The sequence below is a fragment of the Frankia sp. CeD genome, from assembly GCF_000732115.1.
Lineage (GTDB): Bacteria > Actinomycetota > Actinomycetes > Frankiales > Frankiaceae > Frankia > Frankia casuarinae.
This window is the reverse complement of sequence record NZ_JPGU01000036.1, coordinates 25,438-45,291: the sequence shown is the minus strand read 5'-3', so window position 1 is coordinate 45,291 and position 19,854 is coordinate 25,438. Positions and strand designations below refer to the sequence as shown.

19 protein-coding genes and 1 tRNA gene are annotated in these 19,854 nt (G+C 70.5%); 19 read left to right on the top strand and 1 reads right to left on the bottom strand.

Going from position 1 to position 19,854, the window contains the following annotated elements:
* Both CED_RS16620 and CED_RS16615 read left to right on the top strand, forming a co-directional pair.
* Positions 1–273, top strand: a 273-nt coding sequence (locus tag CED_RS16620; RefSeq protein WP_304413284.1) for a group II intron maturase-specific domain-containing protein, incomplete at its 5' end; no start/stop codon positions are given.
* Between the two features lie 273 nt (positions 274–546).
* A complete protein-coding gene (locus tag CED_RS16615; RefSeq protein ID WP_108913732.1) occupies positions 547–1,389 on the top strand; it encodes a class I SAM-dependent methyltransferase in 843 nt (280 codons plus the stop codon).
* A 287-nt stretch (positions 1,390–1,676) separates the two neighbouring features.
* Here the strand turns inward: CED_RS16615 and CED_RS16610 are convergent.
* Positions 1,677–1,748: transfer RNA gene (locus CED_RS16610), tRNA-Arg, on the bottom strand.
* Positions 1,749–1,821: 73 nt separating this feature from the next.
* Between CED_RS16610 and CED_RS16605 the strand changes: the two genes are divergently transcribed.
* The 17 genes from CED_RS16605 (at position 1,822) to CED_RS16525 (ending at position 19,841) form a co-directional block, all read left to right on the top strand.
* Complete coding sequence (locus tag CED_RS16605) at positions 1,822–2,208, top strand: response regulator transcription factor (RefSeq protein ID WP_011438104.1); 387 nt, start codon at positions 1,822–1,824, stop codon at positions 2,206–2,208.
* A 24-nt stretch (positions 2,209–2,232) separates the two neighbouring features.
* Positions 2,233–3,279 (top strand): DALR anticodon-binding domain-containing protein, encoded by a 1,047-nt coding sequence (locus CED_RS16600; protein ID WP_035732861.1) that lies wholly within the window; start codon positions 2,233–2,235, stop codon positions 3,277–3,279.
* Positions 3,280–3,394: 115 nt separating this feature from the next.
* Positions 3,395–4,834, top strand: coding sequence for a diaminopimelate decarboxylase (gene lysA, locus CED_RS16595; RefSeq protein ID WP_023841091.1), 1,440 nt, complete (start codon positions 3,395–3,397; stop codon positions 4,832–4,834).
* Positions 4,831–6,114, top strand: a complete 1,284-nt coding sequence (locus tag CED_RS16590; RefSeq protein WP_035912085.1) for a homoserine dehydrogenase — start codon at positions 4,831–4,833, stop codon at positions 6,112–6,114. The genes lysA and CED_RS16590 overlap by 4 nt, the downstream gene beginning before the upstream one ends.
* The gene (gene thrC, locus CED_RS16585; RefSeq protein WP_011438100.1) at positions 6,111–7,244 is read left to right on the top strand and encodes a threonine synthase; all 1,134 of its coding nucleotides are present in this window, start codon (positions 6,111–6,113) and stop codon (positions 7,242–7,244) included. Before CED_RS16590 ends, thrC begins: the two co-directional genes overlap by 4 nt.
* Positions 7,241–8,410, top strand: coding sequence for a homoserine kinase (locus tag CED_RS16580; protein ID WP_051868871.1), 1,170 nt, complete (start codon positions 7,241–7,243; stop codon positions 8,408–8,410). Before thrC ends, CED_RS16580 begins: the two co-directional genes overlap by 4 nt.
* Before the next feature lie 434 nt (positions 8,411–8,844).
* Positions 8,845–11,169 (top strand): transcription termination factor Rho, encoded by a 2,325-nt coding sequence (gene rho, locus CED_RS16575; protein ID WP_035912083.1) that lies wholly within the window; start codon positions 8,845–8,847, stop codon positions 11,167–11,169.
* Positions 11,170–11,416: 247 nt separating this feature from the next.
* A complete protein-coding gene (rpmE, locus tag CED_RS16570) occupies positions 11,417–11,653 on the top strand; it encodes a 50S ribosomal protein L31 (protein WP_011438097.1) in 237 nt (78 codons plus the stop codon).
* Positions 11,654–11,781: 128 nt separating this feature from the next.
* Positions 11,782–12,855, top strand: a complete 1,074-nt coding sequence (gene prfA / locus CED_RS16565; RefSeq protein ID WP_035912082.1) for a peptide chain release factor 1 — start codon at positions 11,782–11,784, stop codon at positions 12,853–12,855.
* Complete coding sequence (prmC, locus tag CED_RS16560) at positions 12,852–13,868, top strand: peptide chain release factor N(5)-glutamine methyltransferase (protein WP_084680834.1); 1,017 nt, start codon at positions 12,852–12,854, stop codon at positions 13,866–13,868. The genes prfA and prmC overlap by 4 nt, the downstream gene beginning before the upstream one ends.
* Before the next feature lie 34 nt (positions 13,869–13,902).
* Positions 13,903–14,553 (top strand): L-threonylcarbamoyladenylate synthase, encoded by a 651-nt coding sequence (locus CED_RS16555; protein WP_011438094.1) that lies wholly within the window; start codon positions 13,903–13,905, stop codon positions 14,551–14,553.
* Between the two features lie 352 nt (positions 14,554–14,905).
* Positions 14,906–16,162, top strand: coding sequence for a serine hydroxymethyltransferase (gene glyA, locus CED_RS16550; protein ID WP_011438093.1), 1,257 nt, complete (start codon positions 14,906–14,908; stop codon positions 16,160–16,162).
* A gap of 107 nt (positions 16,163–16,269) precedes the next feature.
* Entirely contained in the window at positions 16,270–17,379 is a 1,110-nt protein-coding gene (locus CED_RS16545) for an MraY family glycosyltransferase (protein WP_035912079.1), read from the top strand.
* Positions 17,376–17,810, top strand: coding sequence for a hypothetical protein (locus tag CED_RS16540; protein ID WP_035912075.1), 435 nt, complete (start codon positions 17,376–17,378; stop codon positions 17,808–17,810). Before CED_RS16545 ends, CED_RS16540 begins: the two co-directional genes overlap by 4 nt.
* Complete coding sequence (locus CED_RS23840; protein WP_023841093.1) at positions 17,810–18,004, top strand: hypothetical protein; 195 nt, start codon at positions 17,810–17,812, stop codon at positions 18,002–18,004. Before CED_RS16540 ends, CED_RS23840 begins: the two co-directional genes overlap by 1 nt.
* A 665-nt stretch (positions 18,005–18,669) precedes the next feature.
* The gene (gene atpB / locus CED_RS16530) at positions 18,670–19,539 is read left to right on the top strand and encodes a F0F1 ATP synthase subunit A (protein ID WP_035912072.1); all 870 of its coding nucleotides are present in this window, start codon (positions 18,670–18,672) and stop codon (positions 19,537–19,539) included.
* Positions 19,540–19,604: 65 nt separating this feature from the next.
* Positions 19,605–19,841, top strand: a complete 237-nt coding sequence (locus CED_RS16525) for an ATP synthase subunit C (RefSeq protein WP_011438088.1) — start codon at positions 19,605–19,607, stop codon at positions 19,839–19,841.
* Positions 19,842–19,854 lie beyond the last annotated feature (13 nt).

Sequence of the window (19,854 nt, the reverse complement as noted above, 5' to 3'; positions counted from 1 at the left end):
CGGCTACACCTGCGGACCGGCCACACCCTCGACGAGCTGGCACGAAAGATCAACCCGATCGTGCGCGGCTGGGCGCAGTACTACGGGGCGTTCTACCGCTCCGCGCTGCTTCCCCTCCTACAGCGCATCAACGCCTACCTGGTGCGTTGGCTCCGCAAGAAGTACAAACGGCTGAGACCGTTCCATAAGGCCCTGGCCTGCTGGCAACGCATCACCCGCCAACGCCCCGGGCTCTTCGCCCACTGGGCATGGACGTCCAACGCCTGGCGATGAGGATGACAAGAGCGGAGTGACGGGAGACTGTCACGCTCCGTTCTGTTGGAGCCCAGGGGTGCAATTCCCCTGGGCCACCCGACCCTAGGGCATGCGGTGATCCGGAGCGTGCTCACTACAGCATTCCCGGGTCAAAGTGACATGATCTTGCGGCCAGTGCCCGATGGTCGGATGCATGTGGGTGATCGCAGTCGGTAGTCACACTCCGTGGCACGGCCCGTTCCCGCTGGCTCGGGTGCGGCGGCACGGGCCCGCATCCCGGACGTATGGCATGTGCCGCACTACGCTGTCTGCTTCGTGGATGACGCGACGGAGTTGAACCGGGCGCGCTGGGATGAGCTGGCGCGCCTGCACGGGCAGGACGACTACTACGACGTCGAGGGTTTTCTCGCCGGGCAGATCATGCTGAGTGGGCGGGAGCGGGAGGAGATGGTCGCGGCCGTCGGGTCCGTCTCGGGCCTCGATCTCCTACATGTGCAGTGCCATTTCGGGTTGGGGACGCTGTCGTGGGCCCGGCTCGGCGCGCAGGTCACCGGCCTGGACTTCTCCCCCGTCGCGGTGGAACGAGCCCGCTCGCTGGCCACCGCGGCGGGAATCGACGCGCGGTTCGTCCAGGCGGACGCCCAGCGGCTGCCGGCGGACCTGGCCGGCGCGTTCGACGTCGTGTTCGCCTCCTACGGTGTGCTGCCCTGGATCGCCGACGTGACGGCGTGGATGACCGCGGCGGCCACGGCGCTGCGTCCCGGCGGCGTCCTGGTGCTGGTGGACGGGCACCCGCTCACCCAGATGATCGACACCGTCGACCCTGTCAGGTTCGGTTTTCCGTACCAGGGCAGCACCGCTCACCACATCCGATCCGCCAGCTTCTACGCGGGCAGTGCCACCCAGCTGACGACCACGGAGACCGTGCAGTATCCCCACGGCCTGGGCGAGATCGTGACCGCGGCGGCTACCGCTGGACTGCACGTGGACGCGCTTACCGAATACCTCGACTCCGACGGCCCGGAAGGACGCTCAGACCAGATGAGGTGCGGGCAGGACGGCCGCTGGCGGCTGATCCTCACCGGCCAGCCCGTCCCGGTGCAATACGCACTGCGTGCCACACAGAACTCCTAGACGCCCAGCCTTCGACCCCGAGGACGGCCCCTGCAAGCTCAACGGCCTCACCCTCGGGTTGCTGTCCGATGGTGGATATGGGCCGTGGGTGGGGTTGGCGGACGCCACCCACGATCTTCTGATCTGGGCTGCCGGGGAAGGGGCAGCTGATGGCGACACATCGGACAACACATCGGATGAGGAGGCAGCGTGATCGATCCTGGTCATCCGTCAGATCGGCCGGGCCGAGTCGGCGCTGCCCCACGTGCAGCGATCCCGCGAACTCGTCGCCGCGTGGATGCTGTACGTGCCCCCGGCAGGATTCGAACCTGCGCACCCGCCTCCGGAGGGCGGTGCTCTATCCCCTGAGCTACGGGGGCCCCGGGTCAACGCGGCATACGTTACCAGGACGGAACGCCGGATCGGGAATCCGGGTCGCCGTAAGCTTCCGGTGTGTACCCTGCCACCCCCCGAGTCCTCGTCGTCGACGACGACGCGGTGATACGTCAGCTCGTGGTCGTCAACCTTGAGTTGGAGGGCTTTGAGGTCCATACCGCCGTAGACGGCGTGGACTGCCTGGAGATGGTGCGCGAGATCGCCCCACAGGTGATCACGTTGGACATCATGATGCCGAGGATGAACGGCTGGGACGTGGCCGCCCGGCTGCGGGAGGAGCCGGACACCGCCGCCATCAAAATGATTATGCTGACCGCCCGGGCCCAGGAGGCCGACGTCAAGCGTGGGATGCGGGTCGGGGTGGACTACTACCTGACCAAGCCGTTCGACCCGGACGAACTCATCGGTGTGGTCCAGCGGCTGGCTGCCGGCCAGCCGGTCTGACCCGGCGCCGATAACANCGCCGTCATGNCCCCCGCCGATCTCGCTGACGCCATCGTGACGGCCATCGGCCGCGCGGTCGCGGACGGCGACTTGGACGTGACTGTGCCGACCGCCGTCACGGTGGAGCGGCCGAAGACGCCCGAGCACGGGGACTACGCCTCCCCGGTCGCGCTCCAGCTTGCCAGGGCTGCCCGTCGTCCGCCGCGCGCCGTCGCGGAGACGTTGGCCCGGCGGCTCGCTACCGACAGCGAGCTCGCNGCCGTGGACGTCGCCGGCCCGGGGTTCCTCAACTTCCGGCTGGCCGACGCCGCCCTCGGAGAGATCGCCCGCACGGTGGTGTCGGCCGGTGACCGGTACGGCCGGGCGGTCAGGCCACGAGGTGTCCGGGTCAACCTGGAGTTCGTCAGCGCGAACCCGACCGGCCCGGTGACGCTGGCCTCGGCGCGCCGGGCGGCCGTCGGGGACGCCCTGGGGCGCATCCTGCCCGCGGCCGGGTTCGAGGTGGGCACGGAGTACCACGTGGGCACGGAGTACTACTACGACCGCGGGGCGTCCGAGCAGGCCCTGGACGACCTGGTCGACGCGGTCGGGGCCGACGCGGCGCGGTACTGGCTGGTCCGGTCTTCGCCGGATTCGGCGCTCGATCTGGATCTGGACCTGATGGCCCGCCAGACCAGTGACAACCCGGTCTTCTACGTGCAGTATGCCCACGCGCGGATCAGCTCGCTGCTGCGCGACGCCGGCTCCCTGGGCCTCACGGCCGCGACCGAGCCGGTCGACGTCGCCCTGCTGACCCAGCCGCGGGAGGGTGAGCTGCTGCGCGCGCTCGGCGAGTTCCCCCGAGTGATCGAGTCCGCCGCGAGGCTGCGTGGCCCCCATCGGCTCGCCCGCTATCTCGAGGAACTTGCCGGGGTCTACTACCGGTTCTACGACTCCTGCCGGGTGCTTCCGCAGGGCGACGCCGAGCCCGGTCCGGCCACCGGCGCGCGGCTGCTGCTCGTGGCAGCGACCCGGGTGGTGTTCGCGAACGGCCTGGGACTGCTCGGGGTCAGCGCCCCCGAGCGGATGTGACGAGCGGTCGGTCCGGGCGTCCGGGCATCCTGGCGGGTTCGGGAACGAGCCGGTTGGAAAGCGTGAAACAGGCGGCATGAGGCAGGCCAGGCGGCATGAGGCAGGCAGAGGCGAGATGAGCGAGATCGACAGCCCGGCGGTGGTGCCGTTGGAGGAGAAGCCGTTGGAGGAGAATCTGTGGCCGGCCACGGCCCGGCTGGACGCCGACGGTGTGCTGCGAATCGGTGGGATCCGGGTTAACGAGCTGGCCGCCGAGTTCGGCACGCCGGCCTTCGTTCTCGATGAGGCCGACTTCCGGGCCCGGTGCGCGGCTTGGCGGCGGGCGTTCGCCGAATGTGACGTCTACTACGCGGGCAAGGCCTTTTTGTGCCGCACGATCGCTCGCTGGGTGGATGAGGGGGGTCTGAATCTCGACGTCTGTACGGGCGGGGAGCTCGCGGTGGCCCGCTCGGTCGGCTTCCCGGCGGATCGACTGCTCTTCCACGGCAACAACAAGTCCGTCGCGGAACTGCGGGCAGCCGTCGGCTATGGCGTCGGGCGGATCGTCGTCGACTCCTTCGCCGAGATCACCCGCCTGGCAGCCGTCGCCGCCGAGGCGGGCGTGCGCCAGCGCGTGCTGATCCGCGTCACCCCGGGCGTGGAGGCGCACACACATCACTACGTCTCCACCGGGCAGGAGGACCAGAAGTTCGGGTTCTCGCTGGCCGGCGGGTCGGCGGCCGAGGCGGTGGAACGCGTGCTCGCGGCCGCCGGCTCCCTCGAACTCGTCGGCCTGCACGCGCACATCGGCTCGCAGATCTTCGACACGGCCGGGTTCGGCCTGGCGGCGCACCGCCTGGTGGGCCTGCTCGCGCGCATCCGCGACACCCACGACCTCGAACTGCCCGAGCTCGACCTCGGCGGTGGCCTCGGCATCGCCTACACCGGCGAGGACGCCCCGCTGGAGGTCACNGACGTCGCCGAGCGGCTGACCGCCGTGGTCGGCAAGGAGTGCGCCGCCGCGGGCCTGACCGTCCCGCGCCTCGCGGTGGAACCGGGACGGGCCATCGTCGGATCGACGACGGTGACCCTCTACGAGGTCGGCACTGTCAAGGAGCTGCCCGGGCTGCGCACCTTCGTCAGCGTGGACGGCGGCATGAGCGACAACATCCGCACGGCGCTCTACGACGCCCGCTACACCGCCCGGCTGGTCTCCCGGACCGGTTTGGCCACGACGCACGTCGTCACGATCGTCGGCCGGCACTGCGAGTCCGGGGACGTCGTCGCCCACGACGTGCCGCTGCCCGACGACGTCCGGCCCGGTGACCTGCTGGCCATTCCCGCCAGCGGCGCCTACCACCGGTCGATGGCCAGCAACTACAACCACGTGGCGCGGCCACCGGTGATCGCCGTGCGCGACGGCGCGGCCCGGATCATCGTCCGGCGGGAGACCGAGGACGACCTGCTGCGCCTGGACGTCGATCCGGGCGTGAAGGTCGATCCGGGCGTGAAGGTCGATCCGGGCGTGAAGGTCGAGCCGGGCGCCGACCCGGCCTCCCCGGAGGTGGCGCGGTGAGGATCGCGTTGCTCGGCTGTGGGGTCGTCGGCAGCGAGACCGTCCGGCTGTTGCAGGCCAACGCCGCCGATCTCGCCGCCCGGGTCGGGGCTCCCCTGGAGCTCGCCGGGATCGCGGTGCGCAGGCCGGGCCGCGCCCGCGCCCTCGACGTGGATCCGGCGCTGTTCACCGGGGATGCGGCGGGCCTCGTCGCCCGGGACGACGTCGACATCGTGATCGAGCTTGTCGGCGGCATCGAGCCGGCCCGCTCCTGGCTGCTGTCCGCCCTGCGGGGGGGTAAGTCGGTGGTCACCGCGAACAAGGCCCNGTTGGCCTCGGACGGCGCGACGCTGCACGACGCGGCCGCCGCGGCCGGCACCGATCTCTACTACGAGGCCGCCGTGGCCGGGGCCATCCCGCTGATCCGCCCGCTGCGTGAGAGCATGGCCGGGGATCGTGTGCACCGGGTGCTCGGCATTGTCAACGGGACGACCAACTTCGTGCTGACCCGGATGGACGAGATCNGCGCGTCGTTCACCGAGGCACTCGCCGAGGCCGGGGCGCTCGGATACGCCGAGGCCGATCCCTCCGCCGACATCGATGGGTTCGACGCGGCCGCGAAGGCGGCCATCATGGCCCAGCTGGCCTTCCACTCCCGGGTAACGATCGACGACGTCTACCGGGTCGGCATCGGTGAGGTCACCACCGCCGACATCGCCAGCGCCCGGGAGCTCGGTTGCACTGTGAAGGCGCTCGTGGTGGCGGAACGCTCGGCCGAGACCGAGGGGATCAGCGTGCGGGTCCACCCGGCGATGATCCCGCGCACCCACCCGCTGGCCGGGGTGCGGGAGGCCTTCAACGCGGTGTTCGTCGAGTCCGAGGCGGCGGGCCAGCTGATGTTCTACGGCCAGGGCGCCGGCGGGGCGCCGACCGCCTCGGCGGTGCTCGGGGATGTGGTCGCGGTCGCGCGCAACCGTATCGCTGGCCGTCGCGGCCCTGGTGAATCGTCCTACGCCGCGCTGCCTGTGCTGCCGATGGGCCGTACCGTGACGAGGTATCACGTGAATCTCGACGTCACCGACAAGACCGGCGTGCTCGCGACGGTCGCTGGGGCGTTCGCGCGTCACGATGTGTCTATCAGGAGCGTTCGTCAGGACGGCCGCGGCGACGACGCGAGCCTCGTCCTGGTGACGCATGCCGCCCCGGACGCGGCACTGTCCGCCACCGTCGAGGAGCTCCGCGGCCTCGCCGGTGTCCGGGCGGTGTCCGGCGTGATGCGGGTTGAGGGAGGTGAGCCGTGACCACGACGTCATCCACACCGCTCGCGGACGAGCCGGCCGTGCCGGTGCTGTCCGCGGCGCCCGATCGGCCGCACCGGCCGTGGCAGGGAATCATCGAGGAGTACCGGGACCGTCTGCCGATCGCACACGACACGCCCGTCATCACGTTGCGTGAGGGTGGGACGCCCCTGCTGCCCGCGGCACACCTCTCCGACCTCACCGAATGTGAGGTTCATCTCAAAATCGAAGGGGCGAATCCGACTGGCTCCTTCAAGGACCGCGGGATGACGGTGGCCATCAGCCGGGCTGTCGGCGCCGGTTCCCAGGCTGTCATCTGCGCGTCCACCGGCAACACCTCGGCGTCGGCCGCCGCCTACGCGGCCCGCGCCGGCATCACCTGCGCGGTGCTGGTGCCCAGCGGAAAAATTGCCCTGGGCAAGCTCGCCCAGGCGCTTGTCCACGGGGCCCGGCTGCTGCAGCTCGACGGCTCCTTCGACGACTGCCTGCGGGTGGCGCGCGAACTCGCCGACACCTCGCCGGTGACCCTGGTCAACTCGGTGAACCCCTTCCGTCTCGAGGGGCAGAAGACGGCGTCCTTCGAGATCGTGGAGGCGCTCGGCCGGGCCCCGGACGTCCACTGCCTGCCGGTCGGCAACGCCGGCAACATCACCGCTTACTGGCGGGGCTACCTCGAGGAGAACAACCGGATCGCCAGCGGCCGCCCGCGGATGTGCGGTTTCCAGGCAGCGGGTGCCGCGCCCATCGTGCGGGGCGAGGTGGTGACCTCGCCGCAGACGATCGCCACGGCGATCCGCATCGGCAACCCGGCGTCGTGGGATCTCGCTGTCGAGGCGAGAGAGGCCTCCGGTGGTCTGATCGACGCCGTGAACGACCGGGAGATCCTCGCCGCCTACCGCCTGCTGGCCCGCAGGGAGGGCGTCTTCGTGGAGCCTTCCAGCGCCGCCAGCGTCGCGGGCCTGCTGAAGGCACGGGCGGCCGGCCGGATTGAACCCGGCGAGCAGGTCGTGTGCACCGTCACGGGCAACGGGCTCAAGGACCCCGACTGGGCGATCAGCGGCGCGGCCCGGCCGGAAACGATCCGCCCGACCGTCGCGGGCGCCGCCGAGGCGCTGGGGCTGCAGCGCTCGTGACCACTCGGTCCTCCCCGCGCCCAGGCGGGACGGCGGCCTTCGCCGAGCGGGTCGGCCGGTCCGGGCCGGTCACCGCCGCCGACGGCGTGTCGCGGCGGGTCCGGGTCCGGGTGCCGGCGACCAGCGCGAATCTCGGCCCCGGCTTTGACACGTTCGGCCTGGCATTGGGCCTGTACGACGAGGTCGATGTCGAGACGACCCGATCCGGTCTCACCGTTGACGTCGTCGGCACGGACGTCGTCGCCCGGGACGAGACGCACCTCGTGGTCCGGGCGATCCGGGCGACCTTCGACACCCTCGGCCGGGCGCAGCCCGGTCTCGCGTTGCACTGCGTCAACCGGATCCCGCACGGCCGCGGGCTGGGATCATCGGCCGCGGCGATCGTCGCCGGGGTCGTCGCCGCCGCCGCGCTCGCGCAGCCGGACCTCGGGCCCGCCTTCGAGACCGATGCCGCCTTTGACGCCNATGCCGCCTTTGACGCCGATACCGCCTTTGACGCCGGCGCGGACTCCGTGTCCGCGCCCGATGACGCACCCGAGCCGGACCCGGTGTCCAGAGCGGCGTCCGGAGCCGGCTTCTTCGGGCCCGCGGGCATGCTGCGGCTCGCCAGCGCCATCGAGGGGCACCCGGACAACGTCGCCGCGGCGCTGAGCGGGGGCTTCACCGTTGCGTGGCAGGACGGCGACGGTGCCCGGTCCCTGCGCGTCGATCCCTTCGCCGAGCTGAGACCCGTGATCTTCATCCCCGCGATACGGCAGTCGACCGAGCAGTCGCGCGGGGCGCTGCCGAGCGGCGTTCCGTTCGCCGACGCCGCCCGCAACCTCGGTCGGGCCGCGCTGCTGGCGTTGACGATGTCGGCCGCCGAGCCGGCCGCCGGGCAGCCGTCCCGACGTGCCGAGGCACTCCTGCGTGCCACCGAGGATCTGGTGCATCAGCCCTACCGGTTCCCCGGCGTCCCGGCGTCGGCGGACCTCGTCGGTCGGCTGCGCGGCGGGGGGATCGCGGCGGCCCTGTCCGGTTCGGGGCCATCCGTCATCGCCCTCGCCGTCGGTGGTGAACAGGCCGCGGCGGCGGTGGACGTGGCGGGTGCCGGGTTCTCCGTCGCCCCGCTGCCGGTGGACAGACACGGTGCACGCGTCATCCGATGTCGATCCGCAGCGCCATGACCCCGTTGCCCGCGGTGGGATCCGCTGCGACGGCTGGCGCTGTGAGCTCCCGATGCGCGGTTGTGTGTCACATCGGGAAGTCCTGACGTCTCAAGGTTGTTGCCGAGGCGTCTGCCGCTGGATAGTCTGGTGACTGCACCCGCTGCCACCGCGGCGCGTGCTCGCTCCCGCCATGCCGCTCTGGTCTCGCCAGGTGGAACATGGTTCGGGACTCCGGTGTATAAGCTTCGTCGTCGTTGCCTCGGCTCCACACCGGCACTCCCAGGCGGGATCGGCGAGTTCGCTCGCGGCAGTCGGCCGCTGGCGCCGTACACGGGCGCGATGCTCGCCCATTCGGTGCTGTATACCCCTTCATCCGGCATGTGTGCAGGCGAAGAAGGTCCACAAGCAACGCCCGGCTCACCAGGAGCCAGTTCCTTCAGGGAAGGAAAACCTTGAGCGACACCACCAACGTGCTGCCGCAGAGCGCACGTGAGTCTGCGCCGCCCGTGACGCCTGCGCCGCCCGTGACGCCTGCATCGCCCCGGGAGAGTGACCCGGCGGCGAGCACCTCGTCCGCAGACGCCATCTCGGCTGAGTCCACCGGGAACGGTGACTCGCGCGCAGGCCGTATCACCCGGACCGCTCTCGCCGCACCTTCTCCGGCCGGAGAAGGTGCGGCCGTGACCCGACGCCGCCGGCAGGGCACCGGTCTGTCCGCGATGCTGCTCCCCGAGCTGCAGGCCATGGCCTCGTCCCTGGGGATCCAGGGCGTGGGCCGGCTGCGCAAGGGCCAGCTCATCGCCGCGATCCAGAACGTGCAGAACAACGAGTCCGCGGCCGTGACGCCCGTCGCGGCGGCCCCAGCGACTTCTTCGGCCTCCGCAGCCTCCACGGCCTCCACGGCCCTTGCACCGCCGCCCCCGGCGGAGTCGGGGCCGGCCTCGCCCGCCGGACCGGTTCCGGCCGCGAGCGAGACATCCCCCGCGCCGCGGGTGTCCCGGCAGGCTGCCGGCTCGGACGGCNCCGCTNCCCGCNCCCGTTCCCGCCGTGGAGCCTCTCGGGCGGCGGCGAGCCCCGCCGCCGAGCAGCCGACCCTGCCCGAAACGGCGGCTGGGGACACGGTCGTGGAGACCCGGGCCGGATCGGTTGTGGACGCCCGGGCCGGATCGGCCGCCTCCGCCGTGGCTTCGGCCCAGCCGACCGTGTCCGCCCAGCCGACCGGGGCGCCCGCGTCGGCTCCGCCGGCCGCCGCGTCCCACCGCCAGACCGATGCCGGTCCCCGGAGTCGGGAGGACCGCCGGGATCGTTCCGCCGACAACGGCCGGGTGAGCGCGAGTGACCGTCAGGGCGGTGAGGCCGGCGGCGAGCGTGCCACGGCGGACCGCCAGGGCGCGGACCGTCGCTCCGGTACGGACCGTCAGTCCGCTGATCGTCCCAGCCGCGTGGATCGCACCCAGCAGGGTGACCGGTCCGGGGCAGAGCGTTCCGGCGGCGACCGGCCCGGGCAGGGAGGGCAAGGGGGGCAAGGCGAGGACGACTTCGCCGCCCGTGGCCGGCGGGGCCGCTTCCGGGAACGCGGTCGTAACCGCGGTCGCGGCGGGCAGGCCGGCCCGAGCGAGAACGAGCCGGTCCTGCGCGAGGACGACGTCCTGGTCCCCGTCGCCGGCATTCTCGACGTTCTGGATAACTACGCCTTCGTGCGGACCAGCGGGTACCTGACCGGCCCGACCGACGTCTATGTCAGCCTCGCCCAGGTGCGTCGCAACGGGCTNCGCCGCGGTGACGCCATCACCGGTGTCGTCCGCGCCCCGCAAGAGGGCGAGCAGCGCCGGGACAAGTACAACGCGCTGGTCCGGCTCGACACCATCAACGGGATGGAGCCCGAGGAGGCACGCGGCCGGCCGGAGTTCACCAAGCTGACTCCGCTCTACCCCCAGGAGCGGCTGCGGCTGGAGACCGAGCCCCACATGCTGACCACGCGGGTCATCGACCTCGTGATGCCGATCGGCAAGGGGCAGCGGGCCCTGATCGTCAGCCCGCCCAAGGCGGGTAAGACGATGGTGCTGCAGTCCATCGCGAACGCGATCACGACGAATAACCCGGAAGTCCACCTCATGGTCGTGCTCATCGATGAGCGGCCGGAGGAGGTCACCGATATGCAGCGGTCGGTCAAGGGCGAGGTCATCGCGTCCACCTTCGACCGTCCACCGGCCGACCACACCAATGTCGCCGAGCTGTCCATCGAGCGGGCCAAGCGTCTGGTCGAGTTGGGCCACGACGTCGTCGTGCTGCTCGACTCGATCACCCGGTTGGGCCGTGCCTACAACCTGGCGGCCCCGGCCTCCGGTCGTATCCTGTCCGGCGGTGTCGACTCGACGGCGCTCTACCCGCCGAAGCGGTTCCTCGGCGCGGCCCGCAACATCGAGAACGGCGGGTCTCTGACGATCATTGCGACGGCGCTGGTGGAGACCGGTTCGACGATGGACACCGTGATCTTTGAGGAGTTCAAGGGAACCGGCAACGCCGAGCTCAAGCTCGATCGCAAGATTGCCGACAAGCGGATCTTCCCCGCGGTGGATGTCGACGCCTCCGGTACCCGCAAGGAGGAGATCCTGCTTGCCCCGGACGAGCTCGTGATCATGCACAAGCTGCGTCGCGTGCTCCATACCAGGGAGACCCAGCAGGCCCTCGAGCTCCTGCTCGATCGGCTCAAGCAGACCAGGACGAATTACGAGTTCCTGATGCAGATCGCCAAGACCGCACCGCCTCAGGATTAGCCTTCCCCCACACGGCGGCTTCGCCGCAGTGTGGGGACCCCTGGCCCAGGGCGCCGTTCGGGGTTTCCGCGCGATCGCCTTCGGCGATCTTGCTGGGGGGTCGTCGGGGGGCTTCGCCGCAGTGTGGGGACCCTTGCATCGGCTGGCGGTCGGTGCATCCGGCCTCTGGCAGACTGGCAGCAGACCGGCTCCGGTTCACGTCGTCCACGCGAGACGACGACCCGGCGGCCACTTTGAAAGAGGGATCATGAAGCCTGACGTCCACCCGACCTACCACGAGACGACGGTCACCTGTACCTGCGGGAACACCTTCACCACCCGCAGCACCAAGGAGAACGGCGTCGTCAACGCCGAGGTCTGCTCGCAGTGCCACCCGTTCTACACCGGCAAGCAGAAGATCCTCGATGTCGGCGGCCGGGTCGAGAAGTTCGAGCGCCGGTTCGGCCGGCGGCGCCCCGGCGAGAAGGTCGGCGGCGCGAAGTAGCTCGGCCGCGGCGCCCGTCCGGACTCCGGACGGGCGCCGTTCGCGTCTGGGACGGACGATACCCGTCCCACCGACCCCCTCCCGGAACCGTGACGCGTTCCAGGACCATGACGTGCGAAGGAACCACGATGACGTCCCCGCTCGACGGCCTGATCGCCGAGCACGCCGAGATCGAGGGGCAGCTCGCCGACCCGGCGGTGCACAACGACCCCGCGAAGGCGCGCGCCCTGAGCCGTCGCTACGCGCAGCTCGCCCCGGTCGTGGATCTTGCGCGCGAGCTCGACCGGGTGGAGGGAGACCTCGCTGCCGCCCGCGAGCTCGCGCTGCTGGACCCGTCGTTCCGGGACGAGGTCCAGGATCTCGGCGAGGAGCTGGCCCGGCTCAACGACCGACTGCGGGCCTACCTCGTCCCGATCGACCCCGACGACGCCCGGGACGCCATCCTCGAGGTCAAGGCCGGCGCCGGTGGCGAAGAATCGGCGCTGTTCGCCGGAGACCTGCTCCGGATGTATCTGCGCTATGCCGAACGGCGCGGCTGGAAGACCGAGATCCTCGACGCCAACCCCTCCGACCTCGGCGGTTACCGTGATGTCAGCGTGGCGGNGAAGGCCCNGGGACCCGCGGGCCCCGGGGACGGTGTCTATGGCCGGCTGCGCTTCGAGGGCGGGGTGCACCGCGTCCAGCGGGTGCCCGTCACCGAGTCCGCCGGACGTATCCACACCTCGGCGGCCGGGGTCCTGGTGCTTCCGGAGGCCGAGGAGGTTGATGTCGAGATCGACCCGAACGACCTGCGCATCGACGTGTTCCGCTCGTCCGGCCCCGGTGGGCAGAGTGTCAACACCACGGACTCCGCGGTCCGGATCACCCATATCCCGACCGGTGTGGTGGTCTCCTNTCAGAACGAGAAGAGCCAGCTACAGAACAAGGAGTCCGCGCTGCGGATCCTGCGGGCCCGTCTGCTCGGGGCGGCCCGGGAGAAGGCCGAGTCGGAGGCGTCGCTGGCGCGTGCCAGCCAGGTCCGCACGGTGGACCGGTCGGAGCGGGTCCGGACCTACAACTTCGCCGAGAACCGGATCAGCGACCATCGGGTCGGCTACAAGGCACACAACCTCGACCAGGTGCTCGACGGGGAGCTCGACGAGGTCCTCGACGCGCTGGCCGCCGCGGACCTCGACGCGCGGCTGGCGGCTCAGGCGTCATGACCGGCCCGCCGGCCGCGCAGGGGCGCTCACGGGGCACGGAGCAGGAGCAGCCGGGCCGGGGTGCGTCCCCGCATCCGGGCTCCACGGATCCCCTGAGCCCGGTGCGCCACGCGGCCGACCTGACACCGCTGGGCGCGTGGTTGGCGGCGGCGACCGACCGGTTGCGTGCGGCCGGGGTGGCGAGCCCCCGCGCCGACGCCGAGCAGCTCGCCGCCTTCGTGCTCGCGGTGCCCCGCGGCCGGCTGGCACTGCTCGACGACGTCACGGCGGCGGCGGCGCGGCGGCTGGACGAGCTTGTGGCCAGGCGCGCGCAGCGGGTGCCGCTGCAGCACCTGACCGGTGTCGCCGGCTTCCGCCACCTCGATCTCACCGTCGGCCCCGGGGTCTTCATCCCGAGGCCCGAGACGGAGTCCGTCGTCGAATGGGCGCTTACAGAGCTCACCGGCTCCGCCGGGGCCCGGCGGCCGGGACCGTTGTGCGTCGATCTGTGCGCGGGCTCGGGGGCGATCGCGCTGTCCCTGGCGGCGGAGCTGCCCGGCGCGACGGTGCACGCCGTGGAGGTCGACCCGGCGGCGGTGGTCTGGCTGCGACGCAACATCGCCGGCACCGGTCTTCCCGTGACGGCGCACGCAGCCGACATCGCCGCGGCGCTGCCCGAGTCGCTCNCCCGACTCGCCGGGACGGTCGACCTGATCATCAGCAATCCGCCGTACCTCCCCGACGCCGACCGCCACACGGTGGAGCCCGAGGTGGGCGAGCATGATCCGGCCCGCGCCCTGTGGGGGGGGCCCGACGGGCTCGACGTGGTGCGTACGGTTGTCGGGGTGGCTGCGCGGCTCCTGCGGCCAGGCGGTCTCCTCGTCATCGAACACGCCGACGGCCACGGGGTGTCGGCGCCCGAGCTGNTTCGCGCCGACGGTCGCTGGTCGCACGTGGCGGATTATCGGGACCTGGCCGGCCGGGACCGGTTCGTCGCCGGCCGGCGCGGGGCGTCCCGTGAGCCCCGATCCTGAGGACGAACCCTGATCCTTGAGAAGAGGACGGGCAATGGAACGTTTCGACTGCTCTGACGAACGGGAGCGGGCCCGCGGTCTCGACGCGGCGGTCAGCACCGTCGCCCGGGGCGGGCTGGTTGTGCTCCCCACCGACACGCTCTACGGGCTGGGCGCCGACGCCTTCGATCGGGACGCGGTGGCCTCGCTGCTGGCGGCAAAGGGGCGTGGCCGGAACATGCCGGTTCCGGTCCTGGTCGGCTCCTGGCGCACCCTCGACGGGCTGATCGAGCGGATGACCCCCCAGGTCCGGGAGTTGATCACCGCATTCTGGCCGGGCGGGCTGACGCTGGTGGCCCGGCACACCCCGTCGCTGCGCTGGGATCTCGGGGAGAGCCGGGGCACGGTGGCGGTGCGCATGCCCCTGCACCCGGTGGCGATCGAGCTGCTGGGTCGGACCGGGCCGATGGCCGTCTCCAGCGCGAACATCAGTGGCCAGCCTCCGGCGACGACGATCGACGAGGCGCTGCACCAGCTCGGCGGTGCCGCGGATGTCTATCTCGACGGGGGACCGTGCCCGGCCGCCGTCCCCTCGACCATCGTCGACTGCACCGGGGAGGTGCCCGTTGTACTGCGCAGCGGCGCGATTGGCCTCACCGCGCTGCGTGCGGTGCTGCCGCTGATCCGGGAGCCCGTGAACCGATGAGCCCGTGAACCGATGAGCCCGTAGCTCGCAGGCGACCCCGCGTGCCGGAGCCGGTCCGGACGGTCCGGGCCGGGATACGGTCCGGGCCGGGGTGGGGTGGGCATGACGCCGCTGATCGTCCCGGCGGGAGAGTCCCGTACGATCCTGAACCGGGTCGCGGGGCGATGGTCACAGCGGGTGGCTTCGGGTAGATCCGGGTGGATGGTGTTCCCGGGCCAGAGGAGCATGGGGTGACCGGGTCGCCCGCGCGGCGGCACCGGTCATCGGCTGCCGGTTGTGGCGCGGTTGCCGGTTGTGGCGCGGTCGCCGTTCCAGCGCGGTCGCCGTTCTAACGCAGGAGGTTAGAAACGTCATGAGCACCCCGTTCTGGGGCCCGGACTTCGACCAGCTGAGCGCGACGGATCCGCAGATCGCGGAGGTGGTCCTCGATGAGCTGGACCGGCTGCGCGGCGGCCTGCAACTCATCGCGAGCGAGAACTTCACGTCCCCGGCGGTGCTGGCGGCGCTGGGCTCGACGTTGTCGAACAAGTATGCCGAAGGGTATCCGGGTCGGCGTTACTACGGCGGTTGCCAGGTGGTCGACCGGGCCGAGGAGATCGGCATCGCCCGGGCGAAGCAGCTCTTCGGCGCGGAGCACGCCAACCTGCAACCGCATTCGGGCTCGTCGGCGAACTTCGCCGTGTACGCGGCGCTACTCACGCCAGGTGACACGGTCCTGGCGATGTCGTTGCCGCATGGCGGTCACCTCACCCACGGCAGCAAGGTGAGCTTCTCCGGTAAGTGGTTCAACGTGGTGGCCTACGGCGTGCGGGAGGACACCGAGCTGATCGACTACGACCAGGTGCGGGAGCTCGCCCGCCAGCACCGGCCCAAGATGATCATCTGTGGGGCGACGGCCTACCCACGTCTGATCGACTTCGCCGCGTTCCGCTCGATCGCCGACGAGGTCGGTTCGTGGCTGATGGTGGACGCGGCGCACTTCATCGGTCTGGTCGCCGGGGGCGCGATCCCGAGCCCCGTTCCCTACGCCGACGTTGTCAGCTTCACCACCCACAAGGTGTTGCGCGGCCCGCGAGGGGGCATGATCCTCGCGCGTGAGGAGCTGGCTTCCCGCATCGACAAGGCCGTGTTCCCGTTCAGCCAGGGTGGCCCGCTGATGCACGCGGTCGCGGCGAAGGCCGTCGCGTTGCGGGAGGCGGCCTCGCCCGCTTACGCGCAGTACGCTCGCCAGGTGGTGGCCAACGCGCAGCGGCTCGCCGACGAGCTTGCCGCCGAGGGCATCCGGCCCGTCGCCGGTGGCACCGACACCCATCTCGCCCTGCTCGACCTGCGGGAACTCGGGGTCAGCGGCAAGGAAGCCGAGGCGCGTTGCGACGCGGCCGGCATCACCCTGAACAAGAACGCCATTCCCTATGACCCGCAGCCGCCCGCGATCTCCTCCGGCATCCGGGTGGGAACCCCGGCGGTCACCACCCAGGGGATGGGCGAGGGGGAGATGAAGGAGATCGCGGGGCTGATCGCCCACGCGGTGCGTGAGCCGGAAGCCGCCGCCGACGTCGCTGCGGCGGTGTCCGCGCTCGTCGCCCGGCATCCGGCCTATCCGCGGTAGGGGTCGATCCGCGGTAGGGGATCAGGCGGTTCCGCACGGCCGCGGCAGTAGGCGGCAGTAGGCGGCAGTAGCCGGATCCGGGTCCGGCAGGCGGGAGATGCCCGACGGTGCGCGAGTACCTGCTCGTCTTCGTGGTCTCGGCGGCGGTGACCTTTCTCGCCACGCCGGTGGCACGCGTCTTCGCCATGCGCATCGGTGCCGTCGCCGGGGTACGTGCCCGCGACGTCCACTCCACCCCGACGCCCCGGCTGGGGGGCCTGGCCATGCTTGCCGGGCTCTACGCCGGGTTCGGGGTGGCGGACCGCCTGCCGTTCCTCTCGGTGGTCTCCCAGGACTGGTCGGAGATCCGGGCGGTGCTCGTCGCCGGCACCTTGATCTGCCTGCTCGGCGTCGCCGACGACCGATGGGAACTGGACTCCCTGACCAAACTGGCCGGGCAGGTCGCCACGGCCGGCATCATGGTGCTCCTCGGCGTCCAATGGACGTTTGCGATCAATCGGGACAGCGAGACGACGCTGAGCCTGGGACCGGAGACCGCGGTCCCGCTGTCCATCCTCGCCACGGTGGTGCTTATCAACGCGATGAACTTCATCGACGGCCTGGACGGCCTCGCGGCGGGCGTCGCGGCGATCGCCGCCGGCGCGACCTTCTACTTCGCCTATCAGATCGCAGTGATCAACGGCTTCTACCGGGCCTCCCCGGCGGCGCTCCTGGCCGCCGTGACCGCCGGGGTCTGCATCGGGTTCCTGCCGCACAATTTCNATCCGGCCCGGCTGTTCATGGGGGACTCGGGCTCGATGCTCATAGGCCTGCTGTCGGCCGCATCGATGATCTCCGTGACCGGTCAGGTGGCCTACGGGGGTTACGCTGGACCCTCACGGTCGTACCCGTCGCTGATCCCGTTGGCGATACCCCTGGCCGTGCTCGCCGTTCCGTTTCTCGATCTCGGGCTCGCGGTCGTCCGGCGGACGAGGGCGGGGCGCTCGCCGTTCGCGGCGGACAAGATGCATCTCCACCACCGCATGCTGGAAATCGGTAATTCGCACGTGAGGGCGGTTCTCTTCATGTATTTCTGGGCGGCTCTGGTCGGGTTCGGAGGTGTCGCCGCGTCGTTCTCCAACTCCCCGTTGCCGATCCTGGTCGCCACCGTCGGAGTGGGCCTCGCGGCCCTGATCGCGCTGCTGATCAGGACCCAGCGATCGGCGCGGCGCGCATGATCGTGCCGGCGGCCCGGGTGATCCGGCTGGGAGCGGCGCTGACCGGGGTGCTGGCGGTCCCGGCGGTGGGGCTCGCGGCGGTCCTGCGCGGCGGGNCGGGCGCCCTGAGCGCCGCGGTCGGCCTGATGATCGTCATGGCGTTCTTCGGCATCAGCAAGGTGGCGGTCGGGGCCGTCGCGCGCCGGGCGCCGCATCTGCTCCTGCCGGCGGCCCTCGGCACCTACGCGGCGAAGGTAGCACTGCTGGGTGTCCTGCTCGTGGTGATCCAGGACACGGAGGCCCTTGACCTGCCGGCCTTCGCCTGGTCGATTTTCGCCGGGGTCTTCGGGTGGATGGGTGCCGAGCTCTGGGTCGCGACCCACACCCGGATGCCCTTCTACGACCCGGAGCGTCCCGGCGCGTGGGACGCCTCGCGCCGTCCGCCGGTCTGATGACCTCGGGGGGAAACGGTCCCGGCGAGGCGTGGAACGTCTTCGGCACGTTGATCGCCGGAATGCTCTTCTGGGGACTGGTCGGTTTTGGAGCGGATCGCCTTCTCGGCTTTCACGTGCTGTTCCTGCCGATCGGACTGACCGTCGGCCTCGCCGCCGCGATGTACCTCGTGATCTATCGACTTACCCGGTGAGAGGGCGGATAGCCAGGCTTCCGGCCAGCTCGGCGGTCTTGGCGAAATACGCTCCGTTGGTCCTGTTCGCCCAGTTCGTTCGGCCTGACCGTTCTGTCCCGCTTGTCCTGGTAGTTCCGTCCTGCTGGACCTGGCTGTACCGACCGCCCCGGCTGTTCCATTGAATCGGGCCGGTCCTCGCCGTCGATGACCTCGAAGGTCATCGACGGCGCAACCGATTCCGGTCAGAGTGGACCCAGGTCGCCGAGACGGGGAAGGGAGAGCCGAATTGTGCTCATCTGGCAGACGTTGTGACGCTACTGGGCGTAGCCGACGGCGGGAGATGGGTGCAGCTGGAAGCCGCGTGTCATCAACTCGTCGCGCTGTGTGGAATGGGTAGCAACGGAGTGAAACCCATAGACAACGCGCGGATGAACCAGCGCGAACGTCGAAGCGAGTCCGTGCTTGTGGGGTGCCGGTGTGGATAGTATCGCGGGCAACAGGACGTCGGCCTGCCGACACCCATCAGGGCCTGGGCTTGTCGAGGTGTCCTTCGGAGCGCTGTACCCGGTTGGCGACGGGTCGTTCTTCGGTGTGAGCGTGTCGTGCGAACCCGGTAGGGTGGAGGCAATCTGCCGCCGAGCACGGCAACCTTGCCGGGCCGTGAACGCGCTACCTAATCGATCATGGAGGTGTTTGTCGTGCCGGTCCTCGCCGACGAGGGCNTCGAAGGCCCCACCAAGGAGGTCTTCCAGACTCCGCACTGGTTCGATGTCGGGATCGGCTCGGTCAATCTCTACCTCAACAAGGCCACCGCGCTCACGATCTTTGCTGCACTGTTTGTCGGTGTGATCTTCTGGTTGGGATTCCGCCGAGCTAAAATCATACCTCGCGGCCTCCAGAACCTGTGCGAGTCGGCCTACGACTTCATCGATCTGCAGATCGCCCGGGGTGTCATCGGCGAGAAGGGCACGAGGTACACGCCCTACCTGCTCGTCCTGTTCAGCTTCGTGTTGATCTGCAACGTGCTCGCGGTGGTGCCCGGGGCCCAGTTCCCGGCGACCTCGCGCATCGCCGTCCCGATGGTTCTGGCGCTCGTCACGTACGTGTTGTTCAACTACGCGGGCATCAAGGCCAACGGCGCCGGTCCGTACTTCAAGGAGATGATTGACCCGGCTCCCACCGCGCCGCTGTGGATCCGCGTGCTCCTGGCGCCGATCGAGATTCTCTCGACCTTGATCGTTCGGCCCTTCACGCTGGCGGTCCGGCTCTTCGCGAACATGTTCGCCGGGCACATCCTGCTGCTGGTCTTCTCGCTGGGCGCGGACTACCTGCTGCCCAAGCCCCCCTATGTGTTCGGCGCCGCCTCACTGCTGGTGGCGATCATCCTCACGGCGTTCGAGCTTGTCATCGACGCTCTCCAGGCGTACATCATCACGATCCTCACAGCCGCCTACATCGGCGGTGCGATGGTGCACGGAGAGCACGAGGTAGCTCCGTCCGAGGAACTCGCCTCGCCTGCTCCGGCGGGCGTGCCGGTATCGGCCCGGGCCTAGATTCCCGACACACCCTTCCAGCACCGGCGAGTCCCGGTGCCCGACTGAATAGGAAAAGCACCGCAATGGCAGACATTCTCGCCGCCAAGGACGCTGTGAGCGGAAGCCTGGGCGCCGTCGCCTACGGCCTCGCCGCCATCGGTCCCGGTATCGGTATCGGTCTCATCTTCGGCCTGGGCGTCCAGGCGATCGCCCGCCAGCCCGAGGCCGAGCAGGTCGCCTTCCGGTACATGCTCATCGGCTTCGCCCTCGCCGAAGCCCTCGCGCTCATCGGCTTCGTCGTTCCCTTCGTCTTCCCGTAAACCGGCGGGGCAA

Excerpts from the sequence above, each read along its gene's own strand:
- rpmE (WP_011438097.1), top strand. The coding sequence starts at position 11,417 with ATGAAGCCTGACGTCCACCCGACCTACCACGAGACGACGGTCACCTGT.
- CED_RS16555 (WP_011438094.1), top strand. The coding sequence starts at position 13,903 with ATGGAACGTTTCGACTGCTCTGACGAACGGGAGCGGGCCCGCGGTCTC.
- glyA (WP_011438093.1), top strand. The coding sequence starts at position 14,906 with ATGAGCACCCCGTTCTGGGGCCCGGACTTCGACCAGCTGAGCGCGACG.
- CED_RS23840 (WP_023841093.1), top strand. The coding sequence starts at position 17,810 with ATGACCTCGGGGGGAAACGGTCCCGGCGAGGCGTGGAACGTCTTCGGC.
- CED_RS16525 (WP_011438088.1), top strand. The coding sequence starts at position 19,605 with ATGGCAGACATTCTCGCCGCCAAGGACGCTGTGAGCGGAAGCCTGGGC.